Genomic DNA, 24,229 nt, shown 5'->3' on the forward strand with positions numbered 1-24,229 from the left:
TCACCACCGCCGCGTGAAGGACCGTCTCTTGGCATTGCACTCGTCTCCGACCACTCGCCGTTCAAGTCGGCTCATCACCGCAATTCTCTGTCTTTCCGGCACCGTGGTCGCGCTGCAGCAAACGATGGTCATTCCGTTGTTGCCCGATTTCCCGAAAATCCTCGGCGTCAGCGCTGACGACGCCTCCTGGCTCGTCACCGTCACACTCCTCACGAGCGCCGTCGCCACTCCGATCGTCTCCCGCCTGGCGGACATGTTCGGAAAACGGCGCATGATGCTGATCTCGATGACGATGATCGTGGTCGGATCACTGGTCGCGGCGATCGGCGGCAACTTTGTCGCCCTGCTGATCGGCCGTGGCCTCCAGGGCTTCGCGATCTCGATGATCCCCGTCGGAATCAGCATCATGCGCGACGAACTGCCCAAGGAGAAGGTGGCGTCGGCAACAGCCTTGATGAGTGCCACTCTCGGAATCGGCAGCGCACTCGGGCTCCCCCTGTCCGGGTTGATCTTCGAGCATCTAGGCTGGCCCGCCATCTTCTGGCTCTCGGCGATCGTGGGCGTCCTGTTGATCATCGCGGTAGCCGCCGTCGTCCCGGAATCGAGTGTTCGCACCCGCGGCAAATTCGACTTCCTCGGCGCGGTCATGCTCTCGACAGCACTCACGGCGATCCTCCTCGCCATCTCCAAGGGGGCCCGTTGGGGATGGACGAGCGAACTGACATTGCTCATGTTCGTCATCGGAATCGTGACGCTCGCACTGTGGTTCCCGTACGAACTTCGCGTCACCCAGCCGATGGTCGACTTGCGAACGTCGGCCAAGCGGCCCGTTCTCCTGACCAACGTCGCCTCGATCCTCGTCGGCTTCTCGATGTATGCGAACAACCTCTCCACCACTCAACAACTCCAGATGCCGAAGATCTCCGGCTACGGCTTCGAACTGGGAGTGATGGCGGCCGGACTGTGCATGATTCCGGCAGGCCTCGCGATGGTCTTCTTCGCTCCCGTCTCCGCGAACATCACGAAACGATTCGGAGCCAAGATCACCCTGATCGTCGGCGGCACTGTGCTCGCGCTCGCCTACATCGCGCGCGTGTTCCTGACCGGCTCGATAGCACTGATCATCATCAGCGCGGCGGTGGTCAGCATCGGAACTGCAATCGCCTACTCCGCGATGCCGATGCTGATCATGCGATCGGTTCCGATCACCGAAACCGCGTCGGCAAACGGCCTCAATTCGCTGCTCCGCTCAGTCGGTACGTCCACATCCAGTGCAGTGGTTGCCGCCATGCTCACCTCGATGGTCATCCCGTCCGGGCCGGGCGAGGGCCTTCCGTCGATCGACGCCTTCAAGAACATCTTCTGGCTGGCCGCCCTCGCCGCCGTGGCTGCTGCCGCTGCCGCTGCGTTCATTCCTCGCCGCGGCGCAAAACCGGAAACGGCGCTTCGCCCGGTGACCCCGGAAGGGTTCGAGCTTCCCGACGCCGCCGTGTCCGAAACGGAAATTGTGGTTGCCGGTCGTGTGGTCCGAGCCGACAGCCGACCGATCCGGCAGGCTGTTGTCACCGTGATGGACATGGAGGGGCGACCGATCGACTGGAGTCGCGCCGACAACGAGGGCAACTTCTCCCTCGCACTACCCCGGCCCGGACGGTACTTGGTAGTGACGAGTGCCGACGGCTGGTCCCCTCGGTCGCAGGTGATCGCTTTCGACAGCGCGCAATCGACGCACACCGTCGAACTCGGTGACCGGCTCACCATCTCCGGCAAGGTCGGAGTCGACGGCCGAACAACCTCGGGAACCGTCGTCACACTCACGAAACCGACCGGCGAATTCGTCGCATCCACCGTCACCGACGGAACCGGGCACTACGGAATCGCACTCCCGACATCCGGCCGGTACATCCTGACCGCGCTGACCGAGAGTGGACACGGCACATTGGCTCGTCAGATAGCGGTCATCGCGCAGTCCACCGTCGTCGACTTCGACGTACCCGTCGATGCCGAGCCGTTGACGACAGTATGAGCAACCAAACGCATGGCGATCGGGTATCGAGGCGAGCGGAATGAGCAGCGGTGAAGCCAGCATCCTCACAGCAGCGAAAGCCTTGTTCGCGGAACGAGGTTACGCATCGACGACCATCAAGGACATCGCGGTCGCAGCCGGTTACTCCCCTGCCCTGGTCATGAAGATCTACGGCAGCAAAGCTCGGTTGTATTCGTCTGCGATCCCGTCCGCACCTCCGATGGACGAGGATCCGAATGCCGACGCCACCGGAAACATCGGCTGTCAACTGGTCGAGAAACTTGTCGCTCGTAGAGAATCCGACGAAACCGATCCGTGGGCAATGCTCGCAGTACACGTTCACGAGGCGCCAGATCCGGACGCCGCCCGGGCAGAGATCAAGGAACGATACGTTCACGGGATCGCGCGACGCATCGGCGACACCGAGCCCGGTTTGGTTCGCAGCCAGGTCGTCGTCTCACTGTTGCTCGGACTTGCCACCGGCATGCGAACGCTCGAACTCCTCGGTGAGGATTCGTTGTCGTCGAAGGACCTGATCCGGCGCTACGGAAGTCTGATTCAAACAGTCGTCGACGAAATCGAACCGGTATCCGAGCACGAACCGGACATCAGTGGCACGGTGGAGGAATGACTACCTACCGATACCTCGACGCCGATCGAAACCTCCTCGAAGAGAAAGATTTCGAAACCGAGCAGGACGCACAGGAATACCGACTCTCGGTCCTCGGTGCCGAACACATCGAGCCCGCCGACGAATGATCCTGTCGATTCCCCGATCGGTCAGGGAGACTTCGCGGCAGTGGTGAGTTCAGCGATCAAGGCTTGAACGCGACGCTCGATTTCGTCACGGATCGGGCGAACCGCTTCGAGGCCCTGTCCGGCCGGATCGTCGAGAACCCAGTCTCGGTAGCTCTTGCCGGGGAAGATCGGGCACGTGTCGCCGCAGCCCATGGTGATGACGACATCCGAATCCTGGACGGCGTCAACGGTGAGGATCTTCGGAGACTGAGCTGAGATATCGATACCGCGCTCTGCCATCGCCTCGACCGCTGCCGAATTGACGGTCTCGGCGGGTGCGGATCCGGCGGAACGGACCTCGATGGCGTCGCCTGCGAGATGGCTCAGGAATCCCGCGGCCATCTGAGATCGGCCGGCATTGTGGACGCAGACGAACAACACCGATGGTTTGCTCATGACCTCGCTCTTTCTCGACTGGATGAAACCTCTTTGACTGCAAAGCGTTTGCGTAGAGCAAGGGAAACATAGACCAGCCCGACGAGCACCGGTACCTCGATCAGCGGGCCGACAACACCGGCAAGAGCTTGCCCCGAGGTGGCGCCGTAGGTGGCGATGGCTACGGCGATCGCGAGTTCGAAGTTGTTGCCCGCGGCGGTGAACGCCAGGGTCGTCGTGCGTTCATAGCCCAATCCGATTGCGGCGCCGAGGATGTAGCCTCCGCCCCACATGAGCGCGAAGTACGCGAGCAAGGGCAGCGCGATCCGGACGACATCCCAAGGCTGGGAGGTGATCTGTTCGCCCTGCATCGAGAAGAGCACGACGATGGTGAACAGCAGACCGTAGAGCGCCCAGGGGCTGATCTTGGGGATGAACTTGTTGTCGTACCAGTCGCGGCCTTTGGCGCGTTCACCGAAGAAGCGGGACAGAAAACCTGCCAGCAGCGGGATACCGAGGAAGATCAGGACCGATTTCGCGATCTGCCAGGGCGAGGTGTCGATGGTGGTCTGTTCGAGGCCGAGCCACCCGGGCAGGACCGAGAGGTAGAACCAACCGAGCACGGCGAACATGATCACCTGGAACACCGAGTTGATGGCGACCAGCACCGCGGCGGCTTCGCGGTCTCCGCAGGCCAGGTCGTTCCAGATGATCACCATCGCGATACAGCGAGCGAGACCGACGATGATCAAACCGGTTCGGTATTCCGGCAGGTCAGGCAGAAACAGCCAGGCGAGGGCGAACATCAGCGCCGGGCCGAGAACCCAGTTCAGGAACAGGGAGCCGGCGAGGAGTTTCTTGTCCCCGGTGACTGTGTCGAGGCGGTCGTAGCGAACTTTCGCCAACACCGGGTACATCATGATCAGCAGGCCGAGGGCGATCGGTAACGAGATGCCGTCGATCTGCACCTTGTCCAGGGCAGTGTTCACACCGGGGATCCAGCGTCCAACCAGCAGGCCGACGACCATGGCCACGCCGATCCAGACCGCCAGATAGCGGTCGAGGGTGGAGAGTTTTCCGACGACTTCGGGGTGTTCGGTGGTGGCAGCGGTGTTGCTCATGCGGTGACCTCTGCGCACGCGTCCGCGACACTCACGCTCGTACCTTCAACCAGTAGAACGGCGGAAAGCTGTTGCAGTGCAGTAGGAATCACCCAGTAGTACACCCAGGTCCCGCGACGTTCACAGTCGAGCAGCCCGGCCTGGCGCAACACCTTGAGATGATGCGAGATCGTCGGCTGAGATAGATCGAACGAGTCGGAGATGTCGCAGACGCAGGCTTCACCACCCTCGTGACTTGCCACCAAGCTCAGCAAGCGGAGACGAACCGGATCGCCGAGGGCTTTGAACATCCGCGACAAATCGCCGGCCCAATCCTCGGTCAGCGGTTCACGGACGAGCGGGGTGCAGCAAGGCTCGGACTCCGGTGACTCTTGATTCGACATTCTTCGATATTGACAGATATCGAATCAACGCGCAATCGAGTGCTCGGTCGGCCGGATCCCGGACTCACCCCTCGGCGGTCACCGCACGTCGTTCGAGCAGAACGGTGTCACGCCACACACCGTCGAGCTGGGCAATCTTCTCGCGGAGACCGATAGTTCTGAACCCGGCCGAATGATGCAGCGAGATGGAGGCGCGATTCTCGGGAAATATCGACGTCTGCAGTGTCCAGAGGTCGTCGACATCAGCGGCCATGACTTGCTTGCGCAACAACGCCTTTCCGACACCCCGACCACGCATTCCGCCCGCGACGTACACGGATTTTTCCGCCACCCCGCGGTAGCAGTCACGCTCGGAAACTGGACTCAACGCAGCCCAACCGACAACAACACCCTCGATAGTCGCGACCCACCGATGCTTCGACAGCCACCGTTCGTGGAGATGCTCACGCGAGGGGACCTCAGTAGCAAAGGTGGCATTTCGGGTGTCGATACCCTCGCCGTAAATACGGCGAACCGCATCCCAGTCGTCGTCGATCATGGCCCGGACAGAGACATCGTCGGGCAGATCACTCGGGCAGCAAGGACGCGGAGCAAGGACTCCCATCACCACGTCCGCCGCCTGCGGCAAGGCAACGCAACACGTCGGATTCACCGCGACGACCGTGCTCGTCCCCTCCTTACGCATGGTCACAAAACCCACATCGGCGAGCTTGCGCAGGTGGTGCGACACCGTCGGTTGTCCGATCCCCAACGCTTCGGCGAGCGCTCCGACGGTAATACCACCGACCGCGCTCGCCACCCGGTGAAGCAATCGGACGCGCATCGGCTCGGCAAGGCAGGCGAACCACTGCGCGTAGGTATCGGCATCGCCCTGCGCGAGGACGGAAGAACCAATCTGATCCGGGTCCGAATCACCGACGCGCACCGTCGGAGTCTGCAGCGATGTCATCTCTCCACTATATCGACAGCTGTCGATGGTTGCCTACATTGATGATTGTCGATACAGTTCAACTTAGATCGATAATCGTCGATGAAAGGTACGAGATGAACCCCCTACCCGTTGTCGTGATCGGGGCCGGCCCGATCGGCCTGGCAGCTGCAGCAGAACTGCGCGAACGCGGACTCACACCCCTTGTCTTCGAGCGCGGAAGCACAGCCGGTGCTGCGATCTCCGAGTGGAATCACGTTCGACTGTTCTCCCGGTGGTCCGAACTCGTCTCCCCTGCCGCGCGGCGACTCCTGGACCAGAATGGATGGAGCTCACCGGACGGGCAGACCTACCCGACTGGCAGTCAATGGCGCGAGCTCTACCTCGAACCACTCGCCTCGGCCCTCGGCGACCTGGTCCAGTTCGACACCGAAGTGGTCGGCGTAGCCCGACGCGGACGTGACCTGGTCGTCGACGCCGGCCGCGATACCGAACCCCTCTCGATTCATCTGCGCCGCCGTGACGGAACCGAGGACCGCGTGTTCGCCCAGGCGGTTGTCGACGCATCCGGCACCTGGGGTACTCCCAACCCGCTCGGCGGTGAAGGTCTTCCCGCCCTCGGCGAGGGCGCTGTGGGCACTGCGATCAGGTACCGGGTTCCTGATCTCGACGATCCGGCTGTGCGTGCACAGTTCGCCGGAAAACACACGGTCATCGCGGGGAGCGGCCACTCTGCGCTGACGGCGATCGTTGCGCTGTCGGGGTTGGCGGAGCGGGCTCCGAGCACCCGCATCATCTGGGCGGTCCGCCGAGGAAACGTCGGCTCAGCGTTCGGTGGCGGCGAAGCTGACGAACTGCCCGCTCGCGGCGCCCTGGGATTGCGCGCAAAGAAGGCCGTCGATGACGGATTGCTGAGAGTGGTCACCGGTTTCCGCACCGCAGAGGTGACAACAACCCCTTCGGGACAACTCGTACTTGCCTCCGATGCGGGTGATCGCATCGAGAACGTGGACAACGTCATAACGCTGACCGGATTCCGCCCCGATCTTTCCTGGCTTTCGGAAATCCGACTCGGCCTCGACCCGGTCTTACAAGCACCGGTCGAGTTGGCTCCACTGATCGACCCGAACGTCCACTCGTGCGGCACGGTGTACCCGCATGGCGCGAAGGAGCTTCGCCATCCGGAGCCAGGCGTGTACTTGGCAGGAATGAAAAGCTACGGCCGGGCACCCACCTTCCTGGCGATGACCGGCTACGAGCAGGTTCGCAGCATCGCCGCCGAACTCGCCGGCGATCACGAAGCCGCAGCCCGGGTCGAGTTGATCCTTCCGGAGACCGGAGTCTGCGGCGGTGCAGGTGTTTTCGACGAAGCTGACGCAGCGGAAGCCGAGGGCGGGGAAGCCGAGGGCGGATGCTGCGGCGCACCCACTCCGGAACTGATCACGTTGTCCGCTCCGTCTGGCAACACCTGCGGCTAGAAACAGTCCATGACGACGGATCCACCCCGCCGGGCTGCCACATCCGACCGAACAAGGCATGCTGATCGTGTGCATACTTTCGAGGTCTGGGCGCCAACGCCGGAATCGGTCCGGGTCGAAGTCGATGGCATCACGCACGACATGGAGCGGATCGACGACGGGTGGTGGCGAGGCGAGGTCGACTGCGACAACCAGGCTCGCTACGGCTTTGTCGTCGACGGTGAAACACTTCCGGATCCACGATCACCGCGACAGCCCGAAGGCGTGCATCTCCGCTCCCAACTGCACCTACTCGACGAGGCGTCCTGGACCGACTCTCAGTGGACCGGACGGCAACTCCCAGGATCGTCGGTCTACGAACTGCACATCGGAACGTTCACCCCCGAAGGAACTTTCGACGCCGCGATCGAGCGTCTCGATCACCTCGTCGACCTCGGTGTCGGGTTCGTCGAGATCATGCCGGTCAACGGTTTCAACGGAACTCACAACTGGGGCTACGACGGTGTGCTCTGGTACACGGTCCACGAGATCTACGGTGGCCCGGACGGGTTACAGCGCTTGGTGAATGCAGCCCACGAACGTGGACTCGGCGTGATTCTGGACGTGGTCTACAACCACCTGGGCCCGTCGGGCAACTACCTCGAAAAGTTCGGCCCCTACATTGCCGATGGCGCGAACACCTGGGGCCGAACGATCAACATCGGAGGCCCGCAGTCGGGCGAGGTTCGCGAATACATCATCGGAAATGCCCTGCGATGGATGCGTGATTTCCACATCGACGGCCTACGCCTCGACGCCGTCCACGCGTTGGTCGATCACACCGGAACGCACATCCTCGAGGAACTCGCCGTCCGAACGGAAACACTGTCGGCCCATCTGGGCCGACCGCTCACGTTGATTGCCGAAAGTGATCTCAACGACGCCACTCTGATCACGCCACGAGCGGCGGGCGGGTTCGGCTTGGACGCGCAGTGGGACGACGACATCCACCACACCATTCACACAGCCGTCTCCGGCGAACGTCAGGGTTATTACGCCGACTTCGGATCCTTGGAATCCCTTGCAAGTACATTGCGGCGCGGGTTCTTCCACGCCGGAACGTATTCCTCGTTCCGTGGGCGGGTTCACGGCCGGCCGATCGACATCACGCATCAGCCCGCCAGTGCTCTGCTTGCATACACGTGCACTCACGATCAGATCGGCAACCGAGCGATCGGCGACCGCCCGAGCGCCTATCTGACGCCAGGACAATTGGCGATCAAGGCAGCACTGGTCCTGCTCTCGCCGTACACGCCGATGCTGTTCATGGGAGAAGAATGGGGAGCCTCCACTCCGTTCCAGTTCTTCACCTCGCATCCGGAACGGGAACTCGGCGAGGCCACCGCCAAGGGCCGTAAGGCGGAGTTCGCGGCACACGGCTGGAACAGCGACGACATTCCGGATCCGCAAGATCCACAGACATTTCTGCGATCGAAACTGGACTGGGACGAGCGAACCGACGAGACACATGCTCGCGTCCTGGCGTGCTATCGCGATCTCCTTGCCCTGCGCAAGAAGCGAATCGAGATCACCGACCCCTGGCTGGGGCACCTGCACGTCGACTACGACGAGGACGACCAGTGGATCACCCTGCGCCGCGGCGCATTACAGATCGTGTGCAATCTGGGAACGGACGCGGCCTCGGTCCCAGCCGGCGGAACCCCCATCCTCTGGTGGGATCCGCCGACACAGGACGAGACCGCGTCCGCAACAGTCGTGCCTGGGCACTCGTTCGTCGTACTCGAAAGCTGACTACCCGGATTCTGCAGGAGCTAGCGCTTCGCGTTCTACCGTTCCACGCATCAACGCTTCGCGTTCTCTGGTGTACTCCGCAGCATCCGCAATACCAATGCGGCACTGACGAACAGAACCAAAGCGGTTGCGCCGGCGGCAACGTGCATACCGTCGACAAACGCCGCCTTCGCGGAATCGGCAAGCACCGAACCGAGTTCACCAGGTAGGTACGTCGCTTCCTGCAGCGCACCGCCGAGGGTGCCCTGCGCAGCGTGCGCCTGATCTGCTTCGAGCATGGACGTGTCGATTCCCTTGCGGAAGATCGCCATCACCACGCTGCCCAGGATCGCCACACCGAGCGCGATACCGAGTTCGTACGCAGTCTCCGACACCGCGGACGCAGCGCCGGCACGCTCGGGTTCCACCGAACTGACCACAAGATCCGACGTCAGGGTCAGTGCGACACCGACACCTGCACCGGCCAGACCGAAGCCGATCACGAACATCAACGGGCCGCTGTCCACCCCGAGGGCGAGCAGCATCGCAGCACCGATTCCGGCAACCGCGAGGCCTGCGCTGAGCACGTGAGACACCGACCACCGGCGAATCAACCAGGCCGCCGCAACCGCGGTGAATGCGCTGAGCAACATACCCGGGAGCATCAGCAGGCCGGCGTCGAGCGCCGAGTTACCCAGCACCAACTGCAGGTACTGCGAGCCGAAGAACAGGACACCGGCCAGCGCGAAGATCGAGAGCAGGTTGGTGATGACGGCGGTGGAAAACGACGCATTGGCAAACAGTTTCAGATCCAACATCGGATCCTTCAGCATCCGCTGACGACGCACGAACACGTAGCCGGCGGCGAGACCCACAAGGCCGATCACCAGCAACGTGATGCTGACGCCGTGCACCACGGATTCCTTGACCGCGTACACCAACGGCAACATGGTCGCCATCGACAGACCAGCGCTGATGAGGTCGAATCGACCCGGGTTGGGGTCTTTCGACTCCGGGATCAGGATCGGGCCGAGTACAACCAGCGCAATCATGACCGGAATGTTGATCAAGAAGACCGAACCCCACCAGAAGTGCTCGAGCAACCAACCACCGACCAAAGGTCCTGCCGCTGTACCGCCACCGGCCATCGCGCCCCAGACACCGATTGCCTCGGTGCGCTGACGCGGGTTGACGAAGATCGTGCGGATCAGACCGAGGGTGGCCGGCATCAGCGTTGCACCGGAAATACCCTGCAGCACGCGGGCGGCAATGAGCATCTCGGGACTGACAGCAAGAGCGGCGATGATCGAGGCGAGACCGAAGCCGACTGCGCCGATCAGGAGCAGTTTTCTCCTACCGATCCGGTCACCGAGCGTACCCATGGTGATGAGCAGACCGGCGAGCACGAACGAATAGACGTCGATGATCCACAGCAACTGCGTGCTGCTCGGCTCGAGGTCGGCGCTGATGAACGGAAGCGCAAGATCGAGCACCGTGCCGTCGACTGCGATGAGCAACACAGCAAAGGCAAGGACTATCAAGCCCGCCCAGTCACGCTTTGTCGCCCGAACCTCGTCGGGATTGATTGCAGACGTCTGATCTGCCGACACTGACATTGCTCCCCTGCGACTTTCTCTGAGTTCTTTCGAAAAGATTTCACTGAACCGTCCAGCCGGTACAGTAGGTCTACGGTAACAGTGAACCGTCCAAGCGGTAAAGTTATTTCCGGGTAGGGTCACATCACATGGCTGCCGACACTCGCGATCGAATTCTCGACGCACTGGAGAAGCTGCTGCTGGTCAGCGGCGTTGCCCAAGTCACGCTCGAAGGCGTTGCCGCCGAAGCCGGGGTTTCCAAGGGCGGACTTCTCTATCACTTCCCCAGCAAGGAAGCACTCCTCGCGGCGATGGTCCGCAGACTCGGAGAACGCTCGGATCAACAACTCGAAGACGCCGTAGCAGGCGGTACGACGGTCACCGAGTTCTATCTGCAGATCCCCGATGCGAACGAAAGCGAAGAACTCTCACTCTTCCGGTCGATCATCGCGGCACTGAGAACAGTCGACGGACAACACGACGAGATACAGAAAGCCGTTACCCACGTGATGCGCAGCTGGGACAAAGGCCTTCAGACCGAGATCGCCGATCCCATACAAGCCGAGATCATCCGACTCGTCGGCGACGGTCTGTACTTGGCGGCCATGCTCGGGCTCCCCCAGCCAGATCCCGAATTGCATCGACAGGTGGTCGAGCGACTGCGGCCCTGACCGGGGGCGTCCCTTACGTCAGATAGCGGTACGCCGGGCTTCCCGGCTCGAGCCTCTCGGACTGCATCGGCGCGCGCTCCATTCGCTCGAGCAAGGCCGCCAAACCGTCGGCGGAACCGAGTTCGATACCCACCAACGCGGCACCCGTCTCGCGATTGTTTCGCTTGACGTACTCGAACAGCGCGATGTCGTCGTCCGGCCCGAGCACGTCCGAGAGGAAGCGACGGAGCGCTCCCGGTTCCTGCGGAAAGTCCACCAGGAAGTAGTGCTTGAGCCCGAGGTGAACGAGCGAGCGCTCGAGGATTTCGCCGTAACGGGAGACGTCGTTGTTGCCACCGGAAATCAGGCACACGACGGTCGAACCCGGCTCGAACGTCAAATTCTGAAGTGCCGCAACGGAAAGCGCTCCCGCGGGTTCGGCGATGATGCCCTCGCTCTGATACAGCTCGAGCATCGCCGTGCAGATAGCGCCCTCGTCGATCTGATTGACGACAAACGATCCCGAACCGGACCGTGTCTGAAGTTGACGAGCCACGAGCGGCAACGACGCGTGCGACACCACGGCGGCACCCAGACGTGAGACGACCTCGTAGGGAACATCGCCGATCCTCTTGACCGCTGCCCCGTCGACAAATGGATCGACGTCGGGAAGAGTCACCGGGCCCCCGGCAACGAGAGCGGCCGTCATGGACGCCGCGCCGGACGGCTCGATCCCGACGATCGACGTCTTGGGCGATCGCTCGTGCAGATAGGTGGCTATGCCCGCGATGCAACCGCCGCCGCCGACCGGCACGACGATCGTGTCGAGAGGTGCGTCCAGTTGCGTGAGAATCTCCGCTGCGATGGTTCCTTGCCCCGCAGCGGTGCGCACGTCGTCGAACGGGGGAACCATGGTTGCGCCGGTTTCGGCTACGTCCTCCGCGGCCGCAGCAGCGGCGGCGTCATAGGTCTCACCGATCATGAACAGTTCGACAAACGCTCCACCGTGGGCGCGGATGCGATCACGCTTCTGCTTGGGGGTATTTGCCGGAACGTAGATCCGACCCTTGATCTGCATCGTTCGGCACGCGAAGGCAACACCCTGCGCATGGTTACCGGCACTGGCAGTCACCACGCCGGCCGCGCGCTCGGCCTCGTTGAGCTGAGCGATCAGGTTGTACGCGCCACGAATCTTGTACGAACGAACGCCCTGGAGGTCCTCGCGCTTGAGGTACACGTGCGCGCCGGTCAACGCCGAAAGACGGTCGCTGTACTGCAGGGGTGTCGCCGCAATGACGTGCTGAATTCGCTCGATGGCCGCGTCGATCTCCTGCGCGTCGAGCGCGGGGACGGTGGACTTCGTTACTACGACATCGGGCGAGTTAGACACTCCGCCATTTTCGCACGTCGGGGATCAACCTTCCCACCACCCCGCCCCACATGGTCTGCGAGGCAGGGCGGCGGGTAGGTCAGCCGCGAGGATCCAACTGTGAGGGACGTGGCACGTTCCGCAGGTTCGACTTGGCCATCTGCACAGCCTCGCCGACGCCGCCGTTCATCACCATCTTCGACATCGCCAAAGCGAAGCCCTTCATCTGACCACCGGTGATGGTGGGCGGCAACGACAATGCCAGCGGATCGGTCACCAGATCAACCAAGGCCGGACCGTCGTGATCGAGCGCGGCGCGTAGGCCCGCTTCGATGTCCGCGGGATTCTCGATTCGGCGCGAGAAGATACCGAGCGCAGCAGCAACCGCCGCGTAGTCGACCGCGGGCACGTCGACCCCGAAATCCGGAAGGCCGTCGACCAGCATCTCGAGCTTGACCATTCCGAGCGTCGAGTTGTTGAACACCACGATCTTGACCGGCAACTTGTACATCGCGACGGTGACCAACTCACCGAGCAGCATCGACAATCCACCGTCGCCCGACACCGAGATGACCTGACGCCCCGGACTCGACCATGCCGCACCCATCGCATGTGGGAGCGCATTGGACATGGATCCGTGCAGCGCCGAGGAGATGAAGCGTCTCGATCCGTTCGGATTGAGATAGCGCGCCGTCCACACGTTGCACATCCCGGTGTCGGCGGTGAAGATTGCGTCGTCGGCCGCCAGATCGTCGAGGATCGAGGCCGCATACTCGGGATGAATGGGTGTGCGCTGCTTGACCGGATCCGTGTACGCACCAACCACTTTGGTCATCAGAGTGTTGTGCTTTGCGAGCGTATCCTCCAGGAACCCGCGGTCGGTCTTTCGATCGAGCTGCGGAATCAGTGCGCTCAAGGTGCTCGCGACGTCACCGTGCACCGCCAGGTCCAGGCTGGTTCGACGCCCCAACCGCTCGGCCGCGATGTCGATCTGAGCGGTACGAACGTCATCGGGCAAGAACTGGTCGTAAGGAAAGTCCGTACCGATCAGGAGCAGGAGATCGGCGCCGTGGATACCGTCGTGCGCCGCACCGTAACCGAGCAATCCCGTCATCCCGACGTCGTACGGGTTGTCGTACTGGATCCATTCCTTGCCGCGCAGCGAATGCCCGATGGGAGCCCCGACGGTTTCGGCCAGCGCCAACACCTCGGCGCGTGCGTCTCGCACGCCTGCGCCGGCGAAGATCGCAACCTTACGCGAGCCGTTGATCACATCTGCCAACGCCTTGACGTCACCGGCATCCGGAACGACTGTCGGCCTTCGGGTTTCGACGAGCGTCGGCGGGGTGCCTTCTGCCGGACAATCGGCGATGTCCCCGGGAAGCACGATCACCGAGACGCCGTTTCGAGCCACCGAATGCTGAATCGCCGACTGCACCACGCGAGGTGATTGGACTGCCGTGCTGACGAGTTCGGTGTAACTCGAACATTCGATGAAGATCCGCTCGGGATGCGTTTCCTGAAAGTAGCCCATTCCGATCTGGGCGCTGGGGATGTGTGACGCGATCGCGAGGACCGGGGCGCCCGAACGATGAGCGTCGTACAGGCCGTTGATCAGGTGAAGGTTTCCGGGACCGCAGGATCCGGCACACACCGCGAGTTTTCCGGTGATCTGGGCATCCGCTGCGGCCGCAAACGCAGCTGCTTCCTCATGACGGACGTGTATCCAGTCGATTCCGCCCTTTTCGGAACCACCGGTGCGACGTACCGCATCGACGATGGGATTGAGACTGTCACCGACAATTCCGTAGATCCGACTGACACCCGCCTCAACGAGCTGCTGAACCAATTGATCTGCAACGGTTTTCGGACTCATCAGACCTCCATGACACACTCACGGGAGTCGGGATCGCCGACCCCCGCGAGTGACGATTTGCTTGTGGTTTATGCAGTGCTTCTTGTGGACTGCCGTTTCGTGAGGACTGCAGTGCGTTACTTGGGTTCGAGCACGAACACCGGGATCTCACGATCGGTCTTCGTCTGATAATCGGCGTAGTCGGGGTACGCAGCGACAGCGCGCTCCCACCAGATCGCCTTCTCGTCTCCGGTGACTTCACGAGCAACCAGGTCGAAGACCTGCGTCGCGTCACGCAGCGTGACGTGCGGATCGGCTTTGACGTTGTAGTACCAAACCGGATTCTTCGGAGCGCCACCAAGCGAAGCCACAACGGCATACGAGCCGTCGTGCTCGACGCGCATCAGCGGCGTCTTCCTGACCTTGCCGGACTTTGCCCCGACGGTCGTGAGAACGACGACGGGCATGCCGTTCATGTCGTTTCCCTCGGTGCCACCGGAGTTCTCGATGCGTGCGACCTGATCGGCGGCCCACGACGCTGGACTGGGTTCGTACTCACCTGTGATTGGCATGTGTACCAGTGAACACCCACTCGAGCACCTTGGCCACCGAACCACACCGACCAGGTCCGTCGTCGGCACACTCCCCTGGTTGATCGATTAAGTGAGCTGCCGATCAATAAAGTTCGCTTGCCCGAACTCTCATCTCTGGTTACTCTGAAACCACAGCTTCGAACAGCCGTATCGCTAACCAGGCCGCAGCGAGAACAGACTGCACCGAGAAAGGGACGAGATGACTACCGCAGATATCTCCACTCGCGAATCACGCCCCGCGTCCGACCATTTCGTCGATCTGGCCGGGACTCGGTGGCCGCTGTACAAGATCGAAGCTCTCGCGGTCGGTTTTGTGCTGTTCGTGGTCGCCGGAGCTGTCACCCAGTCGATGCAGGTAGCCGTACTGACTGCCGCAACAGCAGCCGTGGTCACCTGGTGGGCGCGTCGCGTGTACTACTCACGCACCACCTGATCACCCCACTCCCCGATCTCCCGCGAACCACGAAGGGACCTTGCTGCTGATGCAGCAAGGTCCCTTCGTTCGGTTCAGATCCGCTCGATCGGCGGTCAGACCGTCAGACAGCTCGGCCCGAGCAATGCCTTCAGGTCGCCCATCAGCGCCGAGGACGGTTCGACCCGAAGGACGTCGTCGACCTTCCACAAGCTGATCTCGGTTCCGCCGATCAGCCGGACATGGACGTCGGACGTTCCGGGGTGCCTCGTCAGCACCTGCTTGAGAGCACTGAGCTTGTCCTTGGTGCATTGCCGAAGGGGCAGTGAGACCGACAGGGGGCGTGCGACCCCGATCGCCGAAATATCAGGCACCGCAAGGTCGTTGCCGATCAGCGACATCCGATCGTCTCGGATCGAGACGCGAGCCTTGACCAACACGATGGCATCCTCGGCGATGTCCATTCCGTACACCGCGTACGCCTGTGGGAAGAACAGCACCTCGATTCCACCCACGAGATCTTCGAGCTGCACGATGCACCAGGTCAGACCGTTCTTGTTGACCCGGCGGTCCACCGAGGCGATGATGCCGCCGAGAGTTACCTGGGCACCGTCCTGAACGCCGCCTTCGAGTATCGCGGCGATGGACGTGTCGGACTGCTGGCGAAGAATGTGCTCGACGCCGTTGAGCGGGTGACCGGAAACGTATAGCCCCAGCATCTCTCGTTCGAGCGCCAGGCGATGCTTGGAGTCCCACTCTTCGTCAGGAATCTTGACGTCGAACACCGAGGTGATCGACTCGTCCGCCTCGGCACCGCCGAAGAGGTCGAACTGTCCGATCGCCTCTGCCTTCTTGGTGCTCATCACGGAATCGATGGCGTCGGCATGGACCAACATCAGGCCCTTGCGCGGGTGACCCAACGAGTCGAAAGCACCGGCCTTGATGAGAGATTCGGTGACCTTCTTGTTGCAAGCCATCGCGTCGATCTTGCCGAGATAGTCGGAGAAATCGGTGAACTTCGATTTCTCCGTGCGCGCCTTGATGATCGAGGCAACGACGTTGGCGCCGACGTTGCGCACCGACCCCATACCGAAACGGATGTCGTCGCCGACGGTCGCGAAGTCGACGCGTGACTCGTTGACGTCCGGTGGGAGAACGGTGATGCCCAACTTGCGGCAGTCGGCGAGGTAGATCGCGGACTTGTCCTTGTCGTCACCGACGGAGGTCAGCAGACCCGCCATGTACTCGGCCGGGTAGTTCGCCTTGAGGTACGCAGTCCAGTACGACACCAGTCCGTAGCCGGCGGAGTGCGACTTGTTGAACGCGTACCCGGCGAAGGGAAGGACCGTGTCCCACAGCGCCTTGATGGCGGCTTCGCTGAAGTTGTTGTCCAACATGCCCTGCCGGAAGCCGGCGTAGGCCTTTTCCAGCTCGGACAGCTTCTTCTTACCCATGGCGCGACGCAGCAAGTCGGCCTGACCCAGGGTGTAACCGGCCACCTTCTGCGCCAGTTGCATGATCTGCTCCTGGTAGATGATCAGGCCGTATGTCTCCGAGAGGATCTCCGCTAGCGGCTCCTCCAGCTCGGGGTGAATCGGCTTGACGTCTTCCAAGGCGTTCTTGCGCTTGGCGTACGAGATGTGGGCGTCCACACCCATCGGTCCCGGTCGATACAGCGCCAATGCGGCGACGATGTCGCCGAATCCGGTGGGCTGCATCAGTTTCAGCAACTCGCGCATGCCGCCGCCGTCGAGCTGGAACACACCGAGAGTGTCGCCGCGGGCGAGCAGTTCGTATGTTGCCGCATCGTCCATCGGCAACGTGTCGAGGTCCAGATCGATGCCGCGGTTGGCTTTGATGTTCTCGAGCGTGTCGCCGATAACCGTGAGGTTTCGCAGACCGAGGAAGTCCATCTTGAGCAGACCGATGGCTTCACACGAGGGGTAGTCCCAACCGGTGATGATGGCGCCGTCCTGGGCGCGCTTCCAGACCGGGATTGCGTCGGTGAGCGGTTCGGACGACATGATGACCGCGCAGGCGTGCACACCGGCGTTACGGATCAGCCCTTCCAGACCCACCGCGGTCTTGTAGATCTTCGCGACGTCCGGGCTGGAGTCGATGAGCGCTCGAACCTCGACTGCCTCCTTGTACCGCTCGTGCTTCGGGTCGGTGATACCGGAAACCGAGATGTCCTTGGCCATGATGGGCGGCGGGAGCGCCTTGGTGATCTGATCGGCGATGGCAAAGCCCGGCTTGCCGAACTGGACGCGAGCCGAGTCCTTGATGGCAGCCTTGGTCTTGATGGTGCCGAAGGTGATGACCTGGGCGACCTTGTCATTGCCCCACTTGTCCGTCGCGTAGCGAACCATCTCGCCGCGACGGCGATCATCGAAGTCGATATCGATATCGGGCATGGACACACGCTCGGGGTTGAGGAATCGCTCGAACAGCAACCCGTACGGGATGGGGTCGATGTTGGTGATCCCCATCGCGTAGGCCACCAACGAACCGGCTGCCGATCCACGGCCGGGCCCGACGCGGATTCCGACGTCCTTGGCGTGGTTGATCAGGTCGCCGACCACGAGGAAGTAGGCCGGGAAGCCCATTTCGTTGATGACGCCGATCTCGTAGTCGGCGCGGGCGAGGTACTCCTGCGGAGGTCCGCTCGGGAAGCGGCGATCGAGTCCGCGCATCACCTCGGCGCGCAGGAAGGTCTGCTGCGTGTGACCCTGCGGGACCGGGAAGATCGGCATGCGGTCGTGGAACGCCCACACGTCCTCATACGACTGCACACGCTCGCCGATGGCCACGGTGTTGTCGCACGCCCCCGGTACTTCGTTGTCCCAGATGGCGCGCATCTCGGCAGCGGACTTGAGGTAGTAGCCGTCGCCGTCGAACTTGAAGCGCGTGGGGTCGGACAGCGTCTTGCCGGTCTGGATGCAGAGCAGCGCCTCGTGGTTCTCGGCGGCGTCCTTGGTGACGTAGTGGCAGTCGTTGGTGGCAAGCGGCGGGATACCGAGTTGCTTGCCGATGTCGAGCAGACCCTCGCGCACCCGGCGCTCGATCGAGAGACCGTGATCCATCAATTCGAGGAAGAAGTTGTCCGGTCCCCAGATCTCCTGCCACTTCGCGGCAGCTTCGAGAGCCTCGCGATCGTGACCGAGACGAAGACGCGTCTGAATCTCACCCGAAGGGCAACCGGTGGTGGCGATAATGCCCTCGGCGTGCGCCGCGATGAGTTCCTCGTCCATGCGAGGCCACTTGCCGAGCTGTCCCTCGATTGACGCGAGAGAAGACAGCTTGAAGAGGTTTCGGAGCCCCGTGGCGTTCTCGGCCACCATCGTCATGTGCGTGTACGCACCGCTACCGGAGACGTCGTCGGACTTCTGGCTGCGATCTCCCCAGAGAACTCGCTTTGTGTTGAAGCGGGATTCGGGTGCGATGTACGCCTCGATGCCGATGATCGGCTTGATGCCGGCACTCTTGGCCTCGTTGTAGAACTGGCTGGCGCCGTACATGTTTCCGTGGTCGGTCATGCCGACAGCGGTCATTTCGAGACGAGCGGCCTCCTCGAACATGGCGCCGACCTTGGCCGCACCGTCGAGCATCGAGTACTCGGTGTGATTGTGAAGATGTACGAACGAGTCAGCCACGTGCGCCTCTCTGAAGGTCTGGGAGCGAGATCGAGTGTATGCCGCGTTGCCGACACGTTCGGCGACCGCCATCGTGGAGTCGCAGTGTGCCGCCTCCGATCACGTGACCGGAACCTCGGGTTCGGCGCTCGACCTCATCGAACGCCGCGAACGTCGACTGGCGACGAAGGTATCTGTCGTGAAGATCACCAGCGCAGCCCAGATCAGTACGAAGCCGATCCAGCGTGAGGCCGGCATGTCCTCGTGCATGACGGCCACACCCCACGCCATCTGCAGCGCCGGGGTGAGGTACTGCAGCATGCCCATCGTCGCCAAGGGAACTCGCTGAGCGGCAACGCCGAACAGGAGCAGTGGCAGTGCGGTGACCGGGCCGGCGGCAAGCAGCAACAGGCTGTGTCCGGCGCCGCTGCTGATGAAGGCACCGGCCCCGGTCAGGCCGAGAAACACGAGGTAGCCGACCGCGAAGGGTGCGGCGACGACTCCCTCGGCAGTCAAACTGGTTCGGGGATCGAGCGGAACCACCTTCTTGACCAGCCCGTAGGTGGCAAACGAACCGGCGAGCACCAATGCGACGATCGGCGGTTTACCGAAGTCGACCGTGATCACGACAACTGCCGTTGCAGCGAGAACAAGGGCGGCGATCTGAGCGCGGCGCAATCGTTCGCGGAAGATCACGACGCCGAGCAGAACAGTGACCAGCGGGTTGATGAAGTACCCGAGGGCCGCCTCCACGACGCGGCCTGACACCACGGCATAGATGTACGTTCCCCAGTTCACCGCGATCGCCGCTGATGCCGCGGTCACCAGCAGCCAGGTGCGTGCGCTGATTCCGCGAAGCGATCCGAGGCGGCCGGCAAAGGCCAACACGATCAGCATCAACAGAAGGGTCCACACCACTCGGTGCGCAAGGATCTCGACCGGATCGGCGAAGTCGAGTAGTCCGAAGAATGCCGGGAACGTTCCCCACAACAGGAACGCCGCCACACCGTAGAGGATCCCCGAGGACGAACCGGACCTAGCGCGTCCGTCCTTGTTCACAGAACCGGAGTTCACGGGACCGGGCCGTCGTCGGGGCCGGGAGCAACGACGTCCACGTACTCCGGCAGCAAGGGACGGACGGCCGCCAACCACGGCGAGGCGTCGGACGGCAACGCTTCCACTGCACGGACGTTCGAGTCATGTTCGATCGCTTCGAGTCCTTCGGGAGTAGCTCGCACCAGCACGCCCACCGCGCAGGCGCACCCGGCGGACAATTGCTTCGCCGACGCGAGCGCCACCTGTTGCTGACGATCGGTGTCGCCGCCGAGCGAGACCAGTCGCGTGGCTGCAACACCGGGCGCTCTGCGCACTGCTTCGTCGTTGTCGGGAACGGGCACCGACATGAGCGGCGTCTGGACGCGCTCGATCGGAACTCGGAACATGACCCTGGACACGCGAACGCCCGAGACCTCAGCGCCCGGCACCTGAACACTGCTGGTCGACGTGATGACCTCGTCGACGGTGAGTGCCTTCGTGAACGAGACCAACGCCCACACCGGCCCATCGACCGACGCGACAGAATCTCGCGCTCGGTCGAGGTAGTCCGGCACAGCTTCCCCACTGTCCGGACCGAGAGTGTCCGTCGTGATCGGCGGGGTCGGCACGGGATTCGCGAACCCCACGCCCACCACCGCCGCCACACCGACCACCACCGCGACGACGGCCAGCGCGGGGGTAAGCCCGCGCGGTGTCATGAGGACCGGAGAACTTCGAGTGCGTGTTCGAGATCCTTCGGGTACTTACTCTTGATCTCGACCCAACGACCGTCCGCCGGGTGGGCGAAGCCGAGCGAGACTGCGTGCAGCCACTGGCGTTCGAGACCGAGCCTCTCGGCAAGTCGGGGGTCCGCGCCGTAGGTCAGGTCGCCGCAGCACGGATGGCGCAACGCCGAGAAGTGGACACGGATCTGGTGTGTGCGACCGGTTTCGAGGTGCACGTCCAGCAGACTCGCTGCCTGGAACGCCTCGATGGTGTCGTAGTGCGTGACGCTGGGCTTGCCGTCGGCCGTGACCGTGAACCGCCAGTCGTTCCCGTGGTGGCGTCCGATCGGGGCGTCGATGGTTCCGCTGCTCGGGTCGGGGTGTCCCTGCACGAGTGCGTGGTAGCGCTTGTCGATGGTCCGCTGCTTGAAAGCGCGCTTGAGCAAGGTGTATGCGCGCTCGGAGGTGGCAACCACCATGACACCCGACGTTCCGACGTCCAGACGGTGAACGATGCCCTGACGCTCGTGGGCACCGGACGTCGAGATACGGAAACCGGCCGCGGCAAGTCCGCCGATGACGGTCGGTCCCGTCCACCCGACGCTGGCGTGCGCGGCAACTCCGACGGGCTTGTCGACTGCCACGACGTCGTCGTCGGCGTAGAGGATCTCCATTCCCTCGACCGGTGTCGCCTCGATGGTCAGAGGCCGCGGCGGTTCGGGCAGGACTACCTCGAGCCACGATCCTGCGGTCAGACGATCGGACTTGCCGACGGCCACACCGTCGACGAGTACCGAGCCTTCTTCCGCGAGTGTCGCGACCACGGTGCGCGAGAGTCCGAGCAGGCGCGCGAGGCCGGCATCGACCCGCATGGCGTCGAGGCCGTCGGGCACGGGCATCGAACGGGATTCCCTCACTTGGTTTCTCCCTCGGCTGCGGCCTTCGATTCGGTGACCTTCTTGTCGTCCGCCTTGTGATCACGCAGGCGTTCACCGTTGGGTTCGAAGCCGAAAAGAGTCAGTACGACAAGCAGGATCGCGCCACAGACGATCGCGGAATCCGCGATGTTGAACACGGGCCACCAACCGACGGAGACGAAGTCCACCACATGTCCGCGCATGATTCCGGGAGAGCGGAAGAATCGGTCGACAAGGTTACCCAGCGCGCCACCGAGAACGAGGCCGAGACCGAGCGCCCACCACGGTGATCGGAGCGTGCGACCGATCTTGATCACACCGATGACGACACCGATGGCGACGAGGGTGAGGATCCACGTCATCGACGTCGCCATCGAGAACGCTGCACCGGGATTGCGCACCATCGTGAATGTGACCACGTCACCGATGATTTCGATCGGCTGCCCCGGCTTGACCGCGGCGACTGCCCACACCTTCGTGAGAATGTCCGAGAGCAGGATGACAGCGGCGATGGCAATGAGCATGGTCAGCCGGCGGGGCTTTGCGACCGGCGCAACCGCCAGGTCACCGTCTTCCGATTTCACGGCTTCCGGTTTCACGGTTTCGGGCTCGTCGGCCTTCGAGATTTCGGTAATCGGCTGATCCTCCGCGTTGACATCTCGGTCTGGGTGGTCTGTACTCACGCAACCATCATCCCTCATGTTCACCGCACCGGGTCACGCACTCTGCAACTGCGGCTAGCCTGGAGCGCGTGCCACTGCTGTCCACGACCGGCCGACGAGTTCCGTTCGCCCTCGCTGCCCTCGCTCTCACCACCGTTCTCACCGCTTGCGGCGACTCGGATCAACCTCCCACCACACCTACCTCGTCGCCGAGCGAAGTCACTGTTCCGGTGACCGCCGCCACCGTCGAGGTACTCGATGCGGGAAGCGAACCGCGCGAGGTACTGCGCATGAACTTGCCTGTCGGCACCACGCAGACGGCGACGCTCGTCACCCAGGCGGTCGTGAGTCAGCAGATCGATCAACAGCCGGCACAAGATTTCTCTTCGCCGGAGATCACGATCCCGCTCTCGGCAAACGTGACCGCTGACGATCCCACCGTTGTCGTGGACCTGACGCTGTCGTCGATGACCTCGCCGGACGCAACGCTGCAGGCAGCGCTGAGCGGGGCCGACGGATCTGCGGCCGGATTGTCGGTCACGGATTCGGGCGCCATCACCGCCCTACGGTTGAAGCCGTCCGCCAACTCGGCCAATGCTGCCCGCGCTGCAATCGAACAGGCGCTCGGCCAAGCGGTCTACCGGACCGTTGCACTCCCCGACGCTCCGGTCGGTGTCGGCGCACGTTGGGTGGTTCGACAACAAGTCAGCAGCGAAATCCTGCTCGATCAGACAACCACCGTCACGCTCACCGCGCGGGATGGCAATCGGCTTTCGCTCGCGGTGGACGTATCGCAGACCCCGCAGAGCCCGGTCTGGAACCTGGCCGGTGACGCCGGAACGCTGAACATCGATCAGTACGTCATGGCCGGCTCCGGAAACCTCACCGTCGACCTCTCACTCCCCTTGCCGATCGACGGACAGATGACCGTCGGCGGCGACCAGGCGTACGGCGATCCGGACAGCTCCTCGGTGATCCGGCAGACCATCTCCAACAGCATTCGGTGGGAATCGTGACACGCCGGTCGCTCGCACTGGGCCTGACAGCAACGGCGGCACTGTTCGTCGTCACCGGTTGCGGCTCGGACGACTCTCCTAGTGCTGTCACAACTACGCAGGTTTCCGCCCCACAGGTCGGCTTGGCGCCGTTCACAGCTGCTCCGGCCCCACCGCTGAGCGGGGCACCTCTCGACCGTGATGCGCTGCAACGAGCCGCGCTCACCCGCTCCGAACTACCTGCGGACTTCGACATAGTTCCCGACCCGGTCGACGACCTCGGCCTCGCACCGGCGCCGGAGAGTTCGGAGGCGGACAAGTCGAGCACCGACCCTGCCGTCTGCGCTCAGGTTCTGGCACCGATAGCCACCCAGGCCGCCGGATCCGTCGCCGACCTCTCCGACATGTTCACCGGCCCCGATTTCACGAGCATCGATCAGGACTCTGCTTCGTACGCCGACGGCGCAGCGGCAGCAGCAGCTTTCGAGAAACTTCAGACCACGCTGGCCGGGTGTGCGGAGTATTCGGGAACCGATGCCGACGGAACGACAATCACCTATCGCGTCGGCGGAGCATCGGACCCGAACGTCGGCGACGCGTCTTTCGCTTTCCGAATCATCACGGAGAGTGGCGGTTTCACCTTGGTCGCCGATGCGATCGTGGCCGCAGTCGGGACCACGTTGACCCAGGTGTCCGCAACTGCGCCGAGTCCGATCGCCCCCGATGTTCTGCACTCGATGGCATCGGCCGCCGCCGATCGCCTGCGCGCACTAACGCCCTGACAACGAGCGGATTAGTCCCGTCTCGGCCTTACGCGAATGATTCGGGACCACAGACCCTTTGACAACTGCCCGTCCACACTGAACGGTGAGAGTAGGTACGAAACAGACCAACGCGACACACTGATGTG

General features: G+C 62.9%; 22 protein-coding genes. 9 read left to right on the forward strand and 13 right to left on the reverse strand.

Annotation, left to right across the window (positions count from 1 at the left end; translation table 11 throughout):
* Positions 1–13 precede the first annotated feature (13 nt).
* The 3 genes from ABX74_RS26405 to ABX74_RS30800 are packed head-to-tail and all read left to right on the forward strand — an operon-like array spanning position 14 to position 2,785.
* Positions 14–2,026, forward strand: a complete 2,013-nt coding sequence (locus ABX74_RS26405) for an MFS transporter (protein WP_024487828.1) — start codon at positions 14–16, stop codon at positions 2,024–2,026.
* Positions 2,027–2,066: 40 nt separating this feature from the next.
* Complete coding sequence (locus ABX74_RS26410) at positions 2,067–2,657, forward strand: TetR/AcrR family transcriptional regulator (RefSeq protein ID WP_047890067.1); 591 nt, start codon at positions 2,067–2,069, stop codon at positions 2,655–2,657.
* A complete protein-coding gene (locus ABX74_RS30800; RefSeq protein ID WP_256922339.1) occupies positions 2,654–2,785 on the forward strand; it encodes a hypothetical protein in 132 nt (43 codons plus the stop codon). Before ABX74_RS26410 ends, ABX74_RS30800 begins: the two co-directional genes overlap by 4 nt.
* A 21-nt stretch (positions 2,786–2,806) precedes the next feature.
* Here ABX74_RS30800 and ABX74_RS26415 read toward each other — a convergent pair whose 3' ends face one another.
* From ABX74_RS26415 to ABX74_RS26430, 4 genes are all read right to left on the reverse strand, one after another.
* Entirely contained in the window at positions 2,807–3,220 is a 414-nt protein-coding gene (locus ABX74_RS26415) for an arsenate reductase ArsC (protein ID WP_007733138.1), read from the reverse strand.
* On the reverse strand, positions 3,217–4,320 hold the full coding sequence (arsB, locus tag ABX74_RS26420) for an ACR3 family arsenite efflux transporter (protein WP_020969838.1): 1,104 nt from the start codon (positions 4,318–4,320) through the stop codon (positions 3,217–3,219). The genes ABX74_RS26415 and arsB overlap by 4 nt, the downstream gene beginning before the upstream one ends.
* A complete protein-coding gene (locus ABX74_RS26425) occupies positions 4,317–4,703 on the reverse strand; it encodes an ArsR/SmtB family transcription factor (RefSeq protein WP_020969839.1) in 387 nt (128 codons plus the stop codon). Before ABX74_RS26425 ends, arsB begins: the two co-directional genes overlap by 4 nt.
* Positions 4,704–4,767: 64 nt before the next feature.
* Complete coding sequence (locus tag ABX74_RS26430) at positions 4,768–5,652, reverse strand: helix-turn-helix domain-containing GNAT family N-acetyltransferase (protein WP_047890068.1); 885 nt, start codon at positions 5,650–5,652, stop codon at positions 4,768–4,770.
* A 95-nt stretch (positions 5,653–5,747) separates the two neighbouring features.
* Here ABX74_RS26430 and ABX74_RS26435 point away from each other — a divergent pair, with 95 nt between their 5' ends.
* The gene (locus ABX74_RS26435; protein WP_047890069.1) at positions 5,748–7,109 is read left to right on the forward strand and encodes an NAD(P)-binding domain-containing protein; all 1,362 of its coding nucleotides are present in this window, start codon (positions 5,748–5,750) and stop codon (positions 7,107–7,109) included.
* A gap of 69 nt (positions 7,110–7,178) precedes the next feature.
* Entirely contained in the window at positions 7,179–8,900 is a 1,722-nt protein-coding gene (gene treZ, locus ABX74_RS26440; RefSeq protein WP_047890070.1) for a malto-oligosyltrehalose trehalohydrolase, read from the forward strand.
* 50 nt (positions 8,901–8,950) lie between these two features.
* Here the strand turns inward: treZ and ABX74_RS26445 are convergent, their stop codons facing one another.
* The gene (locus ABX74_RS26445; RefSeq protein ID WP_019748849.1) at positions 8,951–10,495 is read right to left on the reverse strand and encodes an MFS transporter; all 1,545 of its coding nucleotides are present in this window, start codon (positions 10,493–10,495) and stop codon (positions 8,951–8,953) included.
* A gap of 128 nt (positions 10,496–10,623) precedes the next feature.
* Here ABX74_RS26445 and ABX74_RS26450 point away from each other — a divergent pair, with 128 nt between their 5' ends.
* A complete protein-coding gene (locus tag ABX74_RS26450; RefSeq protein WP_019748850.1) occupies positions 10,624–11,145 on the forward strand; it encodes a TetR/AcrR family transcriptional regulator in 522 nt (173 codons plus the stop codon).
* Positions 11,146–11,158: 13 nt separating this feature from the next.
* Here ABX74_RS26450 and ilvA read toward each other — a convergent pair whose 3' ends face one another.
* The 3 genes from ilvA to ABX74_RS26465 form a co-directional block, all read right to left on the reverse strand.
* The gene (ilvA, locus tag ABX74_RS26455) at positions 11,159–12,514 is read right to left on the reverse strand and encodes a threonine ammonia-lyase IlvA (RefSeq protein WP_019748851.1); all 1,356 of its coding nucleotides are present in this window, start codon (positions 12,512–12,514) and stop codon (positions 11,159–11,161) included.
* A gap of 79 nt (positions 12,515–12,593) precedes the next feature.
* The gene (locus tag ABX74_RS26460; RefSeq protein ID WP_047890071.1) at positions 12,594–14,369 is read right to left on the reverse strand and encodes a pyruvate dehydrogenase; all 1,776 of its coding nucleotides are present in this window, start codon (positions 14,367–14,369) and stop codon (positions 12,594–12,596) included.
* Positions 14,370–14,485: 116 nt separating this feature from the next.
* Positions 14,486–14,920 carry a nitroreductase family deazaflavin-dependent oxidoreductase gene (locus ABX74_RS26465; protein WP_019748853.1) on the reverse strand — a complete coding sequence of 145 codons (435 nt, stop codon included), beginning with the start codon at positions 14,918–14,920 and terminating at the stop codon, positions 14,486–14,488.
* A gap of 220 nt (positions 14,921–15,140) precedes the next feature.
* On the opposite strand from ABX74_RS26465, the gene ABX74_RS26470 reads away from it, so the two are divergent.
* Entirely contained in the window at positions 15,141–15,374 is a 234-nt protein-coding gene (locus ABX74_RS26470) for a hypothetical protein (protein ID WP_047890072.1), read from the forward strand.
* 95 nt (positions 15,375–15,469) lie between these two features.
* On the opposite strand, the gene dnaE is transcribed toward ABX74_RS26470, so the two are convergent.
* The 5 genes from dnaE to lspA form a co-directional block, all read right to left on the reverse strand.
* A complete protein-coding gene (dnaE, locus tag ABX74_RS26475; RefSeq protein WP_047890086.1) occupies positions 15,470–19,006 on the reverse strand; it encodes a DNA polymerase III subunit alpha in 3,537 nt (1,178 codons plus the stop codon).
* Between the two features lie 99 nt (positions 19,007–19,105).
* Positions 19,106–20,059, reverse strand: a complete 954-nt coding sequence (gene rarD, locus ABX74_RS26480; protein WP_371747263.1) for an EamA family transporter RarD — start codon at positions 20,057–20,059, stop codon at positions 19,106–19,108.
* Positions 20,056–20,739, reverse strand: a complete 684-nt coding sequence (locus tag ABX74_RS26485) for a hypothetical protein (RefSeq protein WP_047890073.1) — start codon at positions 20,737–20,739, stop codon at positions 20,056–20,058. The genes rarD and ABX74_RS26485 overlap by 4 nt, the downstream gene beginning before the upstream one ends.
* The gene (locus ABX74_RS26490; protein WP_007733161.1) at positions 20,736–21,662 is read right to left on the reverse strand and encodes an RluA family pseudouridine synthase; all 927 of its coding nucleotides are present in this window, start codon (positions 21,660–21,662) and stop codon (positions 20,736–20,738) included. The genes ABX74_RS26485 and ABX74_RS26490 overlap by 4 nt, the downstream gene beginning before the upstream one ends.
* Positions 21,659–22,345, reverse strand: coding sequence for a signal peptidase II (lspA, locus tag ABX74_RS26495; protein ID WP_019748858.1), 687 nt, complete (start codon positions 22,343–22,345; stop codon positions 21,659–21,661). Before lspA ends, ABX74_RS26490 begins: the two co-directional genes overlap by 4 nt.
* A 68-nt stretch (positions 22,346–22,413) precedes the next feature.
* Between lspA and ABX74_RS26500 the strand changes: the two genes are divergently transcribed.
* Positions 22,414–23,340: a hypothetical protein gene (locus tag ABX74_RS26500; RefSeq protein ID WP_047890074.1), complete on the forward strand. Its 927-nt coding sequence runs from the start codon at positions 22,414–22,416 to the stop codon at positions 23,338–23,340.
* The gene (locus tag ABX74_RS26505) at positions 23,337–24,101 is read left to right on the forward strand and encodes a sensor domain-containing protein (RefSeq protein WP_223258020.1); all 765 of its coding nucleotides are present in this window, start codon (positions 23,337–23,339) and stop codon (positions 24,099–24,101) included. Before ABX74_RS26500 ends, ABX74_RS26505 begins: the two co-directional genes overlap by 4 nt.
* Positions 24,102–24,229: the final 128 nt, after the last annotated feature.

The sequence above is a fragment of the Rhodococcus sp. ARP2 genome, assembly GCF_001029585.1.
In the GTDB taxonomy this organism is placed as follows: Bacteria; Actinomycetota; Actinomycetes; order Mycobacteriales; family Mycobacteriaceae; genus Rhodococcus_F; species Rhodococcus_F erythropolis.